9 protein-coding genes and 1 tRNA gene are annotated in these 14,816 nt (G+C 65.1%); 5 read left to right on the top strand and 5 right to left on the bottom strand.

Annotated elements, in window-relative coordinates; all coding sequences use genetic code 11:
- Window positions 1–57: 57 nt before the first annotated feature.
- The 3 genes from metK (at window position 58) to ABDZ92_RS12020 (ending at window position 2,746) form a co-directional block, all read left to right on the top strand.
- A complete protein-coding gene (gene metK, locus ABDZ92_RS12030; protein ID WP_125959311.1) occupies window positions 58–1,242 on the top strand; it encodes a methionine adenosyltransferase in 1,185 nt (394 codons plus the stop codon).
- Between the two features lie 98 nt (window positions 1,243–1,340).
- Window positions 1,341–2,435: a hypothetical protein gene (locus ABDZ92_RS12025; protein WP_125959312.1), complete on the top strand. Its 1,095-nt coding sequence runs from the start codon at window positions 1,341–1,343 to the stop codon at window positions 2,433–2,435.
- 234 nt (window positions 2,436–2,669) lie between these two features.
- Window positions 2,670–2,746, top strand: a tRNA-Arg gene (locus ABDZ92_RS12020).
- A 582-nt stretch (window positions 2,747–3,328) separates the two neighbouring features.
- On the opposite strand, the gene ABDZ92_RS12015 is transcribed toward ABDZ92_RS12020, so the two are convergent.
- Entirely contained in the window at window positions 3,329–4,345 is a 1,017-nt protein-coding gene (locus ABDZ92_RS12015) for a toll/interleukin-1 receptor domain-containing protein (RefSeq protein ID WP_343763043.1), read from the bottom strand.
- Window positions 4,346–4,441: 96 nt separating this feature from the next.
- Between ABDZ92_RS12015 and ABDZ92_RS12010 the strand changes: the two genes are divergently transcribed.
- The gene (locus tag ABDZ92_RS12010) at window positions 4,442–10,057 is read left to right on the top strand and encodes a DUF3320 domain-containing protein (protein WP_343763041.1); all 5,616 of its coding nucleotides are present in this window, start codon (window positions 4,442–4,444) and stop codon (window positions 10,055–10,057) included.
- 165 nt (window positions 10,058–10,222) lie between these two features.
- Here ABDZ92_RS12010 and ABDZ92_RS12005 read toward each other — a convergent pair whose 3' ends face one another.
- The 4 genes from ABDZ92_RS12005 to ABDZ92_RS11990 all read right to left on the bottom strand — a co-directional run bounded on the left by ABDZ92_RS12005 (window position 10,223) and on the right by ABDZ92_RS11990 (window position 14,128).
- A complete protein-coding gene (locus ABDZ92_RS12005) occupies window positions 10,223–10,687 on the bottom strand; it encodes a hypothetical protein (RefSeq protein ID WP_343763038.1) in 465 nt (154 codons plus the stop codon).
- Between the two features lie 117 nt (window positions 10,688–10,804).
- Window positions 10,805–11,698, bottom strand: coding sequence for a plasmid partitioning protein RepB C-terminal domain-containing protein (locus tag ABDZ92_RS12000; RefSeq protein WP_343763036.1), 894 nt, complete (start codon window positions 11,696–11,698; stop codon window positions 10,805–10,807).
- Window positions 11,691–12,584, bottom strand: coding sequence for a plasmid partitioning protein RepB C-terminal domain-containing protein (locus tag ABDZ92_RS11995; RefSeq protein ID WP_343763034.1), 894 nt, complete (start codon window positions 12,582–12,584; stop codon window positions 11,691–11,693). The genes ABDZ92_RS12000 and ABDZ92_RS11995 overlap by 8 nt, the downstream gene beginning before the upstream one ends.
- Window positions 12,581–14,128 carry a recombinase family protein gene (locus ABDZ92_RS11990; protein ID WP_343763032.1) on the bottom strand — a complete coding sequence of 516 codons (1,548 nt, stop codon included), beginning with the start codon at window positions 14,126–14,128 and terminating at the stop codon, window positions 12,581–12,583. Before ABDZ92_RS11990 ends, ABDZ92_RS11995 begins: the two co-directional genes overlap by 4 nt.
- Window positions 14,129–14,202: 74 nt before the next feature.
- Here ABDZ92_RS11990 and ABDZ92_RS11985 point away from each other — a divergent pair, with 74 nt between their 5' ends.
- The gene (locus ABDZ92_RS11985; RefSeq protein WP_343763031.1) at window positions 14,203–14,589 is read left to right on the top strand and encodes a hypothetical protein; all 387 of its coding nucleotides are present in this window, start codon (window positions 14,203–14,205) and stop codon (window positions 14,587–14,589) included.
- The last annotated feature ends 227 nt before the right edge of the window (window positions 14,590–14,816 follow it).

The following is a 14,816-nucleotide window of genomic DNA, read 5'->3' as shown; positions in this document are numbered from 1 at the left end:
GGAAAGCTTTATATCGGCATGGCAACGGCCGCGCTTTCCCATAGAAAAGGGAAATCCATGCGTTCCAACTATCTCTTCACCTCCGAATCCGTCTCCGAAGGCCATCCCGACAAGGTCGCGGACCAGATCTCCGACGCCGTCGTCGACCTGTTCCTGTCGCGCGACCCCGTCGCCCGCGTCGCCTGCGAGACCATGGTCACGACTCAGCGGATCGTGCTGGCCGGCGAGGTGCGCTGCAGCCAGGACGTGTTCCCGACCCTCGACGAGATCGAGAAGGTCGCGCGGGATACCGTGAAGAAGATCGGCTACGAACAGCACGGCTTCCACTGGCAGACCGCCGAGTTCGCCTGCCACCTCCACGGCCAGTCCGCGCACATCGCGCAGGGCGTGGACGAGAGCGGCAACAAGGACGAGGGTGCCGGCGACCAGGGCATCATGTTCGGCTTCGCCTGCGACGAGACGCCCGATCTGATGCCGGCGACGCTCTATTACTCGCACCGCATCCTGGAGAAGCTGGCGCAGGATCGCCACGCCAATGTCGTCGACTTCCTGGAGCCGGACGCCAAGAGCCAGGTGACGCTCAAGTATGAGAACGGCCGCCCGACCGGTGCGACCGCGCTCGTCGTGTCGACCCAGCACAGCAAGGCGCTGTCCAGCGATGCCGGCCAGAAGCAGCTGCGCGACTATGTGATGACGGTGTTCGAGGACGTCCTGCCGCAGGGCTGGATGCCGGCCGACCAGTCGCAGATCTACGTGAACCCGACCGGCTTGTTCGAGATCGGCGGCCCCGATGGGGACGCAGGGCTCACCGGCCGCAAGATCATCGTCGACACCTATGGCGGTGCGGCCCCGCATGGCGGCGGCGCCTTCTCGGGCAAGGATCCGACCAAGGTGGACCGTTCGGCGGCCTATATCAGCCGCTACCTCGCCAAGAACATCGTCGCGGCAGGCCTCGCCAAGCGCTGCACGATCCAGCTGTCCTATGCGATCGGCGTCGCCGAGCCGCTGTCGCTCTATGTCGACACGCACGGCACCGGCACCGTCGAGGAATCGAAGATCGAGGCGGTTCTGCCCAAGCTGGTGCGCCTGACCCCCAAGGGCATCCGCACCCACCTGGGCATGAACAAGGCGATCTACCTGCCGACCGCCGCCTATGGCCACTTCGGCCGCAAGGCAGAGGGTGACCTCTTCACCTGGGAAAAGACCGACCTGGTCGACGCGCTCAAGGCCGAGCTGGCCTGAGCTACCGGAAGGCGGGGCGGCGCAGGGCTGCCCCGTCTTCGCGCTTGTCCCTCCCCTCGACCGGTGGCAGCTTCTCCGGCACCAGGGGGAGAGGGACGATGAAGCGCGTTTTGGCGGCCATGCTGGCATTCGCCGCGGCTGCAATGATATCGGGCACGCCTGCCGCAGCCCAGCAGGCGAAGGAGCTGGGGGTGCCGGCCGGCAAGCCCTATGCGCATGCGCCAAGCGGGCTTCAACTCCCTGCCACACTGGCGGGCGCGCCCCGCATCAAGGCGATCACGATCGGCGAAGATCTGCTCGACGTCTCGGCCAATTACGAGAGCTCCAACCGCGCCGAGTTGCTGAGCCTCTATGTCTACCGCCAAGCCAGCGGCGCGCTGCCGGTGTGGTTCGATCGCGCCCGCTGGGCAATCGAGAATCGGTCGGACGTCTACGGCAAGCCCGTCACAGCGGTGGGCGCGCCTAGCTTCGTGCCCCCGGGCCAGCAGACGGCAAGCGGCCTGATCGCCACCTACACGCTCAACAAGGGTCCGTATCGGAGCACCGGCGTCGCCATCCTCCCGTTCGGCGCTTGGCTGGTGAAACTGCGCTACTCATCCAAGACTATGGAGGCCGCGAGCCTCGCCACGGCAATGCGCACGGCGCTTGCCGAGCTCGAATGGCCAGGCACCGTTCCCGCGGCACCCCCTGCCGTTCCGATTACCGACTGTTCCACGCCGCTGGCAGCGTCCGGCAAGTCCCGGCCCGTGCCTGCCGATTTCAAGGCGATGTTGATGACGGCCCTCGTCGGCGCAGCCGCGAGGACCTCCTCGATGGAGGATGCCCCCTCCACCCGCTCCGTTTCCTGGTGCCGAGACACGACCGCCCTGAAGGAAGGCACCGTCTATCGGCCGGATGCTGCGACCGACCGCTATCTGATCGCCCTGTCGGATGCCGGGCGCGGCGTGCTTGTCGATCCGAGCCCAGCCAACAGCCTGCCCTTGGAGGGCAAGCCCGCGGCACCTAGCTGGAACGTTGCCTTCGTCGATCTCGGCACCACCGCCTATTTCCAGGCACAGGATCGGCTTCCTTCCCCATCGCACGTGTTGAAGCAGGTCGTCAGGGGCTCGGTCAGCTCGCGAGTGGTTACTCACGGCAAAAAGCGGGACATCGACATCAGTCGCGGAGCCCTAGGCAGTCCCTCCGCGAAATAGGCCGCGCCCCGGGGCCGCCGGGAACAGCCTTTCCTCTCGGCAAAGGCGGCAATCATCGCCCGGCAGTGCCACTGTGGGGAGAATTGCGGCTTTGGGCTCCGGCTTCCGCGAGACACGGGAGCTTCCGAGAAGCTCGTTCCCCCATTCCGCTGCATCTCCGCTGGCAAAATGTGGCCGCCATGCCTCGAAAGACTTGCGCCCGAGTCCGGGGGCGGATAGGGGACCGCCTCCCAAGCGCCCGTAGCTCAGCTGGATAGAGCATCAGACTACGAATCTGAGGGTCGGACGTTCGAATCGTTCCGGGCGCACCAATGGTTTCAATGACTTACCCCCTTCGCCTCGCAAGAGGCGGAGGGGGTAGTCGTTTGAGGCGAATGCCGAGCAACCACCGAGCAATCCCGCAGACGAGTGATTCTCCGCTGCGGATCGGGCTGCTCGAAAGTCGCAGGGCTGCGACCTCAACCCATTAGAACCCACATTCGGGCGGACGTCCACTCCCCTAATCGGAGCCAATGTTTCTCTAGACCGGCCTGTTGCAACGCGTGTGGCGGACACGGGAGTTGCACTTGCCGATGCGGTTGATTGCCCCACCTAAGCCCTGTCGCCCTGATCGGAGGCCTTCCATCACTATCTGGCGCCTAAGGGCCTCCCCGGCGTTGCTGCGATAGTCGATCAGTCGCTTTGCAGCCGAGGCGACACATCGCGCAGCGCTGTGTTGAGCGACAGCAGATCGCGGGTGATCGGCTCGCGCAGGCTCGACAGCCGAAGGATCGGACCCGACCGCCAACTTCCGTGTGGGGCGCCTCCCCGGTGACGGGCTCGATTGTGTCGAACTCGGCAGGGGGACCGGGACCATCGCCGCCAACTTCATCAGAGCGCTCTCTACCAAGATCCTATCGGATTCGGCTGCGCACGTGATCGAGGAAGCTCTGCCAGAGATATGCGGCAGCGGCAGCGGCATCCATCGCATCGCTGGCCAAACTCGTCGACCGCGCGTTGGCAGCAGTGAACGCGAGCCCGGTCTTGGTCTCCGTCAGGGACAGCCACTCGTTCATGGAGTTTCGCGTGCTGGCGGCGCCGTCATAGCTGAGGCAGAGGGCGTCCCGGAAGAAGTCGCCGCCGTGCCAGATCCCGACTTGGCCCACCCGCTTACCCTCAAGGTAGACGCTGGCCGCGAACGACCGGCTGTCGATGCGCTCGAAGTCCGTCTCGATGCGGGCGTCGGAAGACTTCAGTTCGGCGAGCTGCGCTTCGAAGAGCGCGGCGGTGGTTGAAAACCCCGAGCGAATGAAGCGATCCCGATCAAGATCGGTGGGCTTCGTCTGGAGCGGCAGCAGTCCGCCCGCGGTGCGGGACGGCGTCGTCGGCGGGCTGAAGGTCGCAGTCCCTTCCGCTTGCGGGGCAGAAGGCCGTTCGGTCCGACGTGCTGCCGAAGGGTCCCGGAGCATGTCCCGGATCGCACCCGCCGCGTTGTCGAAGGCCGCATCCCGGTCGAGCCAGCTCGTCACCGGGAGGCCGTCCTTGGGCAGGGCGACGAAGTCCGACAGCGTCTGCCCCTCTCCCACGGGCACGCCCTTCCACTGACACGGGCGCAAGATGACCGCGACTACGCACGCGGTTCCGGCTCGCTGCCGCGCGAAGGCGCGCATCATCTCCTGCTCGTAGCAGTATTCCGAGTGGATGAAGTCCGACGAGACGAGCAGGAGCACGAGGTCGGATGCCCCGAGCGCGGCCTGCACGGCAGGATCGAGGTGCTCCCCGGGACGAAGCATCGCGTCCTGCCAGACGTCGATCAGGCCTTCGCGCCGAAGCGGCGCGAGATGCCGAACGAACTGATCCTTCAGCTCCGTGTCGGCGTGCGTGTATGAGATGAAACCCGTGGTCATGTGCTTGGCGTAACCTCGAGCCATGTCGAAATCCATCGCACATCGGGTTCGTTTTTTTGCGTCCGATCGTCTGGACTTGCTTCCAACTGCTCAGCAGGATGACGAAAGGGGGAGAGATCGATGGCCACCAATTCGATTCCGCAAGCCGACGTCGAGACCACGTCGGTGTTCCAGAGCGATCTGCCGATTGCGGAGAAGCTCGATCGTGCGCGGATGGAGCTTCTCGACCTGTCCGCCCGCAACCGGTTGCTCAACATGCCGCGCTCGTCGAAGAGTGCACGATCAATCGAGGTTGTCGACGAGCGGAGTTCCGAGGTGTTCCGCCTCCTGGTCCGCGAGGGGAAGGTGTTCACCTTCGTCGCTGGCAAGGCTGCCCGACAGGGCGATGAGATCGAGATCTCCGAGGTCGAGATGGACGAGATCGTCGATCTCGCCCAGCCGGAGGACGACGTTGCGGACGATCGCGGCGTGTTCAGCCGGCATGCCGACACCCGGCTCCAGACCCGGTTGACACCGAAAGGGCTGCAGAAGCGCCTGCTCGAACTCTATTTCGACGCACGCACGCTGGAGGAGGAGCAGGGCGTCAACATCCTGTACCTGACCTTGGGGTCGCTGAGATGGATTGATCCCTCGAACGCGGCGAACGTCCGGTTCGCACCGCTGCTGCTAATACCCGTCTCGCTTGAACGCGGAAACGCCGGCGAGAAGTTCAAGCTGCGCGCACGACCCGAGGATTTCGCCTCCAACCTCTCGCTCGAGGCCTACCTCGACCGCGTTCACGGCATCCGTCTGCCGGCATTCGAGCCGAGTGAGGGCTTGGATCCCATCGGCTACATGGACGAGGTCGCCGATGCGATAGAAGCGAAATCCGATTGGACGGTGCATCACGACGACATCGCGCTCGGGTTCTTCTCCTTCGCTAAGTTCCTGATGTACCGTGATCTGGACCCGGCGAATTGGCCGCAGGAGATGCGTATCAGCGAACGTCCGCTGATACGCGGACTTCTCGCAGACGGGTTCGACGGCGCCGAGGGGATGATCCCCGAGGATGCCAGGATCGATCCCTTCATTCCGCCGGCCGACATGCTGCACATCGTCGACAGCGACAGCAGCCAGGCGCTCGCCGTGCACGAGGTCCGTCGCGGACGCGACATGGTGATCCAGGGCCCTCCCGGGACCGGCAAGAGCCAGACGATCGCAAACATCGTCGCTGCCGCCGTCGCCGACGGCAGGACGGTTCTCTTCGTTGCCGAGAAGATGGCGGCGCTCGAGGTCGTCAAGCGGCGGCTCGACGCCACGGGCGTGGGAGACGCATGTCTCGAACTGCACAGCAACAAGGCGAACAAGCGCGCTCTGCTCGACGAATTGCGCCGGACGTGGGAACTCGGTGCGCCTAAAGGCGGCGACGCCGGGACCCTGCACGCGCGGTTGATCGAGGCGCGTGACCGCCTGAACGATCACGCCGCGCGGATGCACCGACCGCACCCCGACAGCGGCCTTACGCCGTATCAGGTCATCGGGCAGCTGGTGAGGCTCCGTCTGGATGGCGAACAGCCGAACGACGTCGCGCTGGAAGCGCCCGCATCATGGTCCATGGATGCGTATGCGGAGCGGCACGGCGTCCTCTCGGAGCTCGTCGAAAGGGTAGAGGCGATCGGGCGCCCGGACGATCACGTCTGGCGGGGCGTTGGGCTGGCGGGCGTCACTCCGATGGAGACCGAGCGCTTCCTCGCACGGTTCGCGGCGTCGGCGCCGCGGCTGGATCGCCTGGAGGCCGATGCGACGGCGCTCGCCACCATGATGGAGCAGGAGCCGCCGACCGGTTCTGCCGCCATCGGCGACCTGATCCGGCTGGCTGCCCGCCTGGAGGGAGCACCTACGCTCGCGCCCGATGCTCTCGGATCGACGGCGTGGGACGAGCGCTTTGCCGAGATCGTCTCGCTTCTCCAAGAAGGTGGGCGGCATGCGCTGCTGAGGGAGAAGCTGGCGCCGCACTTCGTCGAGGCGGCATGGAAGACCGACGTCGAGGACCACCGCGATACGCTGGCGCGGCTACCCGCCTCCTTCTCGCCCGACGCCTTCCGGCGTCTTTCCGAGCTGTCGGACAGGCTACCCCGCCTGCGGGACGAGGCCGAGGGGCTCGCGCGGTCCATGGGGCGCGAGTCGCCGGGCACCTTCGTGGATGTCCGGCGCCTCCTGGCCGTCGGCGAGCGGGTGGTGGCGGCTCCCGACGCCAGCCCGGAAGCCTTCGCGGCCGATCTATGGGATGGCGGGGTGGAGCGGGCCGCCGATCTGACGCAGGCCGTCGAGCGTCTCGAAGGCGCTCGTGCGGTGATCGGGACGGGATTGTCCGACGCGGCCTGGTCGATGGATCTCGCGGCCACGCGTGCGACGCTCGCTTCTCACGGCACCGGCGTGTTCAGGTTCCTGAGCGGGGAGTGGCGCAAGGCGAACCGCCTCGTACGGACCGTCCTTTCCGACCCGAGCCAGCCGCTCGATTTGACGCTCGCCCAGCTCGACGCCCTCGCTCAGGGACAGGGCGCCAAGCGCGTCATCGAGAACGACGAAGCCTTTGGACGTAGCGCGTTCGGTGGCGACTGGCGTGGCGACCGCAGTTCGTCGACATCGCTCACCGCACTAGTCGAATGGATGCGGTCGCTGAAGGGGTTGGGTGCCGAACCGCGCATCGTAGCCGCCAACCGTCCGGACCGCGACGTGATCTCGGCCCGAATGATCCGCGTGGAGGCGCTGCTGAACGAGGTTTCGCCGATCGTCGAGCTCCTATGGGACGAGCTTCCGTGCCGCGACCTGCTGTTCGGGGATGCACCCACGGCGATGCGCGCCGACACGTCGCCTCTGATAGATGTGATCGCGGGGTTTCACCATGCCGATCGCGCGACGGCCGCCATCGCTGCCGAGGTCCCGGCGGATCTGTCGATCCGCCTGGCGGCGTTGCGCGACCTCGCGGAGGGCCAGCGACTGGCGACGGTGCTGTCGGTAGGCGCACCCTTGGGGGCCGAGGCCTTCGGCGGAGAGTGGCGTGGCGAGGCGTCGGACTGGGCGGCGCTTCGCACCGTTTCGACATGGATCGACGACAATCGCGACATTCGTCTGCTTGCCTCGCGGGTAGCGGACCGCACGACGTTGGCACGGGATGCTGGGGTCCTCGCACGAGACGACGCGGCCTTCGCGACCGATCTCGAACGCCTCTTGGGCGAACTTCGAATGGACGTGTTCGTCGGACTCGGGATGCCGGATGCGCGTGCCGCTTCCTTTACGTTGCTGCGTGAGCGCATCGGCGAGTGGTCGAGGGGCGGCGAGCAGTTGTCGAATTGGGTCGCATACCGCGATCGTGCCGATCGAGCCCGCACGCTGGGCTGCGGCGACGTCGTCGCCCGGCTGGAGGACGGCCGGCTCGGGACGGCTGCAGTCATCCCTGCGTTCGAGATGGCCTACTTCGAGGCCGTGCATGCGGATCTGGTCCGACGGGACCCGGAACTCGGTCGTTTCGATGGTACGCTCCACGGCCGGCTCGCGCGCGAATTCGCCGACCTCGACCGGCAGCGCATCGCGTCCGCCAGCGTCGAGGTGGTGCGCGCGCACCACGGTCGCGTCCCGTCACGTGATGGCGGTGCCGTGGGGCCGCTCGGCACGTTGCGTGCCGAGATGCAGAAGAAGCGCGGGCACATGCCGATCCGCAGACTGATGGAGAAGGCGGGACCCGCGGTGCAGGCCCTCAAGCCCGTCTTCATGATGAGCCCGCTGTCGGTGGCGCAGTTCCTGACGCCCGGCGCCTTCGAATTCGATCTGCTTGTCATGGACGAGGCGAGCCAGATCCAGCCGGTCGATGCGCTTGGCGCCGTCGCGCGCGCCAAGCAGGTGGTCGTGGTCGGCGATCCGAAGCAGCTGCCGCCTACCGCCTTCTTCTCGAAGATGACCGGGAACGGCGACGAGACGGACGACGACGATGGCGGCCGGGTTGGCGACATCGAGAGCATCCTCGGCCTGTTCACGGCCCGTGGCCTGCCGATGCGGATGCTGCGCTGGCATTACCGAAGCCGCCACCAGTCGCTGATCGCGGTCAGCAACCGGCAGTTCTACGAGAGCAAGCTCTTCATCGTCCCAAGCCCCTATACCGCCGAGGCGGGCATGGGCCTGCGCTTCCACCACATCCCGCAGGGTCTGTTCGACGCAGGTGGCACCCGCACGAACCAGGTCGAGGCGAGGATCGTGGCCCAGGCCATCGTCGCGCATGCCCGCCAGCATCCGGAGCTGTCGCTCGGAGTCGCTGCATTCTCGGCGGCGCAGCGGCGCGCCATCCTGGATCAGCTGGAGGTGCTGCGCCGGGCGTTGCCGCCCGAAACCGAAGCGTTCTTCCAGGCGCATCACGCCGAGCCGTTCTTCGTCAAGAACCTGGAAAACGTGCAGGGCGACGAGCGGGACGTCATCCTCATCTCGGTGGGCTACGGGCCGACTACGCCGGGCGGACGGGTGCCGATGCGCTTTGGGCCGCTGGGATCGGAGGGCGGCGAACGCCGCCTGAACGTCCTGATCAGCCGCGCCAAGCAGCGGTGCGAGGTCTTCGCTTCGATGACCGACGAGGACATCGATCCGGACTTCGCTCAGACCCGCAAGGGCGTCTTCGCCTTCCGCCTCTTCCTGCACTTCGCCCGCACCGGCCGGATGACCATGGCCGAGAGCACGGGTCGCGACCACGACAGCGTGTTCGAAGAGCAGGTCGCAAAGGCGCTGCAGTCGCGTGGCTACCAGGTTCACAGGCAGGTGGGCCTCGCCGGATTCTTCATCGACCTCGCCGTCGCGGACGCAGAACGGCCGGGCAGGTATCTACTCGGCATCGAATGCGACGGCGCGTCCTATCACGACGCCCGTTCTGCACGCGACCGCGATCGGCTCCGGCAGTCCGTGCTGGAGAGCCATGGCTGGACCATACATCGCGTCTGGAGCACCGATTGGTTCCAGCGGCCGAACGAGCAGCTCGACCTGATCGTCGCCCGGATCGAAGCGGCCAAGGCGGAGCAGGATGCAGAGGCGAGCAAGCGCGACTTCCGGGCGGTGCCGCTGGAGATCCTCAGCGTCGAACGTGAGGATGGGACGGAGATCGGACTCGCCCGCGCGGACGAACCCGCGGGTTTCGCGCACTCGAACTTGTACGTGGAAGCGGTGCTGAGCAGACCTCCCCATGCCGTGATGGAACTGCACGAAGCGCCGACCGGTACGTTGGCAGCGCTGGCCGAGGAGGCGGTGCGCATCGAAGGGCCCGTCCACATCGACGAGGTCGTGGAGCGCATCCGTTCGGCATGGGGCCTGAAGCGTGCGGGTGGCCGCATCCAGCAGGCGATCGCGGCTGCTGTAGAAGCGGCGGTCGGAGCAGGTCGTGTGGAGCGTACAGGCTCGTTCCTATCGTTCACCGGCGGCGCTATGATCGTCCGTGACAGGAGCGCGGCGGTCTCGTCGACGCTGCGTCGTGCCGATCGACTTCCGCCGGCGGAGATCGCGGTTGCGATCGTCGAAGTCGTGCGGGTCAATCTGGGCGCGACCCGCGATCAGATCCTGCAAGCGGTATCGAGGGCGTTCGGCATCAAGGCCACCAGTGCAGCGGTTCGCGAAGTTATCGAAGGCGAGATTGACCGTGCCTCGTCGAGTGGTGAGCTTGTCATGCAGGGTGGGATGTTCGTCGTGGGACAGCAGGCGAACACACCTTCGTCAGCAAGCTGATCAAGGCGGCCTCCACGATCGTGGGGTCGGTGAACACCTGCATTGGACCGTGAGTGCGAGTGCGTCGCTCCGTTTCCAGATTAGTAGTGGGCCGTCCCGCGGGCGGAGGATACCGGCCGACAAGGCGGGAAGGTGAGCAGCGGCCCAGCGTCAGGCACGATCGCACTATCCGGCCGGACCGATCAGGGAGTCGCGGAGCTGCACCATCTCTTCAAAGTAGCGGTCTCCTCCGGCGAAGTGCTCGGCGAAGGTGTCCCGAGGTTTGGGCGCGGGCTGCACCGGAGCGGGTTCGGGCGGGGTCCAGCCGGGCGGCGGGGGCGGTGGCGGCGGCGGTCCGAAGCACTCATACACTGTATGCCGATCTCTCGCGGCACGATCGGCGACGGCCTTCTCGTAGTCTTGCTTCAGCGGCGTGCCGTGCAGAGACCGGACGAAGGCGTGGTCTCGATCGGCGCGGGCGGTGACATAGGCCTGCACTTCATCAGGTGCGCAGTGCGGGACGACGAACAACTGGTATTCGTCTACCGCCTTGCGGAAGGCTGCACGTCCTTCCGACGATAAGGGCTGCCGCGCCGCTGCTTGCTGCGAAAGAAGCAGACATACTAACGCTGCCGTGACGCGAACTCTCATTCTGACCTCGTCCTTCGAAGGGACCACTTCGGCGCGGTGCGGCAAATGCGGTAATCGGCCCCACCGACTCGTGCCAAATTCGATGCGGCTGTCCGGACGCGATGCTGCCGTGGAAGACTACGACGCGTCCAGCGATGTCGCCGCTACGATCGTACGAAATTCGCCGACGATCTCGGGATGTCGCGATTCTAAGTAGGCAGCGACATTGCCGTTGTCGATCAGCCGTCCGAGGTAGCGTGAGGCAAGGACGAGCTGCAGCACGTCGTCACCGAACGTCGCTTCGATACCGCGATAGTCCTGGCTCAGCTTCTCGAGTTCACGTTCCATTCTGGCCATCTGCTCGGTCGTGACGCCGGCTATGACCTTGGGCCGGTCGGGCTTGACCAGATCGTTCTGCCGGGTCGCTGCGAGGATGGCCTTGGCGTAGCTGAGGGTGAAGTTGTTCATCGATGCCATCAGTTCGGCGGTCTCCACCTGCCGATACTCCTTCATCCGGCGCAAGGTATCGAAGATCTGTGGATTGACCGATCGGTCCTTAAGTATCTCGACCGCGTCGGCAGCTATTCCATCCAGCAGGTTGCGCCGGCGGATGACCACCTTTTCGTCGAGACCGAGTGCCGCGGCGATCATGGCCGCTGGCACGCCGCGGTCGATGGCTCGGGCGATCATGTAATGCTCCTGCACGGTCGCAAGCCGGTTGACGCGCTTGTTGTAGGTGAAGGCTTCGTCGTCGTCCGAGACGATGCAGGATGCAGTTTCCTCGCCACGGCTCTGGAGGGCATGTAGTCTGAGGTGACCGTCGAGCAGCATGTGTCGACCGTCCTTGTCCGCCTTGGTCACGACGAGGGGTTCGATCACGCCGATCTCGCCGATGGAGGTGGCGATACGACCGTAGCGACGTGTATCGGTCATGCGCTTCGTGATCGGCCTGAGTGGCAGGATCGCAGCGATCGGAAGCAGAAGGACTTCACGTTCGAACGAGATGCGGACGTCGATCGCTGCATCACGCATCGGGCATTCCGAGCCGTTCGGCAATCGGTTGCGGCAGGCTTGCCAGTCGCTCCGCTCGAAGGAGGGTGACGAAGTGTTCCTCCGCCAGCAGCTTCGACATGGCACCCACGATGAAGGTCAGGCGATCCTGTGTTAGCCGGGCCTTCCGCACGAGCAGCTTCTGCCGTTCGACCTCCTTCTGATAGGCGCGGATCAGCCCGGAAGCGGTCGGCCTGTGACCTCGCTTCTCGCCCTGTCGAATGGACTTGATGCCCTTTCCCATCATGTTGCGCTCGTCGACGATCCGCCGAATGGCGACGATCTGGTCGCCGGGAAGCTCGCCGCTCTCATAGGCTTCGGTCAGCGCCTTCTGCACATCCCCGTCCTTCGCGCGGGCGATCTCCGTAGCGATGGTATGAGGGATGACGCCGCGTTCCACCGCGTTGAGCAATCTCTCCTCGCCCTTCTCGAGAAGGAAGTTGATCGCCCAGACGTATTCCGGACTGAAGCCGATCTTCTCCGCGATCTCGGTGTTGGTGTAGCCCCGCTGACGTAGTGCGCCGACTTCTCGGATGAGCTCCAAGGGCGTCTGGTTTCGACGCGCCATGTTCTCCACCAGGCTCATCACGAAGCATTCCTCACGTGTCGCGTCGATCACCATGGCAGGAATGTGGGTTTCGCCGAGCCGGAGGAAGGCCTCCATCCGTCCCTGGCCGCATACCAGTTCGTAGCCATCGCCACCTGGTGCACGCCGGACGGTGATCGGGCGCTTGAGCCCGACCGATCGGATGCTTTCGACCATCTCTTCGAATATCCGCTTGTTGCGGCTCCGGGGGTTTAGAACCTCGATTGAGGCGATGGCGATCGTGACGATCTCAGGCGGCGTGGCGTCCGGCTTTTCGGTCACAGCGCATGCTCCAGCGAATGACGGCGCAGCAGATGGTATAGGGGATCAAGGTCGTCGGTCCGGTAGGCGTCGAGATCCAGGCCGTTGTCCTCCCCCATCCCAACTTTGCCTCGGGCACCGACGTCGATCCATGGCAGGAGGTAGTGGTCACGGACCGTGGCGTTGTCGGGCTCGAGCCGGACGACGACGGTGATGTCCGGACATAGGCTCGCATCGAGACGCACGCGCCATCGCAGACTGCCGGCGGGTGTCGCTTGGCAACGGCAGATGACGATGGCCAGCGTCACCTCGCGGTTGACGACCAGCAGGTCGGTGGTCTCGTCCACCACGACCTCACCGCCAATGGCCTCTATCCCGGCGATGGTTTTGGCCACGACATCCGGGTGCATCAACCGCAGCTGGCGGTTCGTCTCGACGTAGCGATAGTCGCGGGCCGGCTGATAGCCGATCAGTTGATAGGCGCGCAGCAGGCTACCGAATCGGCTGCGGTAGGCCGCCGACGACGGCATGTCCTCGACCTCGTCGATGATCATCCCCGACAGGGTACCTTGCGACCCGAGCAGCTCGGCCAGCATGCGGAGGAGATCTTCGTCGCTGAGCCGGCGCGCGCGTTCCGTGAGGATGACCTGGGCGGCGTCGAACAATGCCGGATCGACGATCGCCTCGAATGCGCCGTCGTTCCGCACCCACATGTCGGGCGTATTCACGATGCGCTTCTTCTTCAGCTTGAAGCTGACGCGGTTGTAGACGTTGTTGCCAATGTACTTCTCGTTGCAGAGGATCTGTCGGATGACTGCGCGGGACCACGACTTGCCCGCGTCGGTGATCTTGCCTTCGCCGTTCAGTATGGTGGCGATTTCGCGCTCGGAACGGCGATCGACGACGAACAGCCGATAGATGCGGCGGACGGTTTCCACTTCCTCGTCCGGTCCCGGAACGAGAATGACGCGATCGGTCTGAAGGCTTTTGTGTTCGCCCCGGGCGAGCGGCGCCTTCGGCTCGTTGGCCTCGTTGACGAGGAAGCGGCGAAGGCCGTAGCCGGCAGGTCCGCCTTGCCGATAGCCCAGCGTTATCAGACGGCACTGACCCGTGAACACCTTGCTGGAGAGTTCGCGGCTGTATTCGCCCGCCATCACCCGCTTAATGCTCTTCATGACGCTGGACGGAAGGCTGCCGTCATTGTCGAACTGCTCGGCGCAGTAATGGACGTTGATGCCATGGTCGCGGCAGATGAATTCGTAGTAGGCGCTCTCGTCGGCATCCTGGAAGCGGCCCCAACGGCTGATGTCGTAGACCAGCACGGCTTCGTAATCTGCGCTGCCGGCCTGAACGTCGGCGATCAGGCGGCGAAGCGAGTCGCGTCCGGCGATGTTCAGCCCGCTGCGGCCCTCGTCGGCGTACGTTCGGACAATCTCGAAGTTGCGCCGTGCAGCGTAGGCGGCGATGATCTCCGCCTGGTTCTCCGTCGAATAGCGCTGGTGATCGGTCGACATCCGCACATACTGTGCGGCGCGTACCGGTCTTGATGCTCCCGCCTGCACCATCTTCCCCGACACCCATCGCCAGAGCTTAATAGAACTCGTTCAAGTCGCTCTGCGTCTACCGATGGGAGGACGGAATGTCGTTTTCGAGGAATGATCGAAAAGTTCGCGTCGAACGTGGAAAGGAGTTTCCTATCCATCCCAGTGCGGACACCGAAGCGACCTTCGCCGCCGTGATCGCCGACGCGTTGCGGCGGGATTTCGGCCATACTCCAACCTATGTGAAGCACATCGCCAGACTGACCGGCGCGAACATGCGGACGGTGCAGAACTGGTTACAGGCGAGAAACGGGCCGAGCGGTGCGGGGCTGATCGTGCTGATGCGGCATTCGGACGAGGTGACGGCGGCCGTGCTCACGCTTGCGGACCGGGAGGGGCTCCGGGAGGGCGCTGTCGCCGGGATGAAGGTGGCGGAGTTGCGAAAGGCGATCCTGGAGGTGCTATCGCACCTGCCAGAACATTGATCCGTTCTTACGCCGCTTCGCCTTTGGTAAGTTGTGCATGACCACGCACAGCGGTCCAATACAGCAGGGACCTGCCTGACGATCGAAAAGTAGCGGCCTGCACATCTTCATGGATTGATCGTGTTAACACTCTCGGCGTAGAGCGGGACCGTTCGCCAGCAGGCGGACCGAGGCGTGACAACCTTGTCGGTAAGTAGCCGTAAGCCCGGCCCGAATTCGTTCGGCCG

It is taken from the genome of Sphingomonas molluscorum (assembly GCF_039522995.1).
GTDB classification, from domain to species: Bacteria; Pseudomonadota; Alphaproteobacteria; order Sphingomonadales; family Sphingomonadaceae; genus Sphingomonas; species Sphingomonas molluscorum.
The sequence above is the reverse complement of the archived record's forward strand: the minus strand, read 5'-3'. Positions and strand labels throughout refer to the sequence as shown.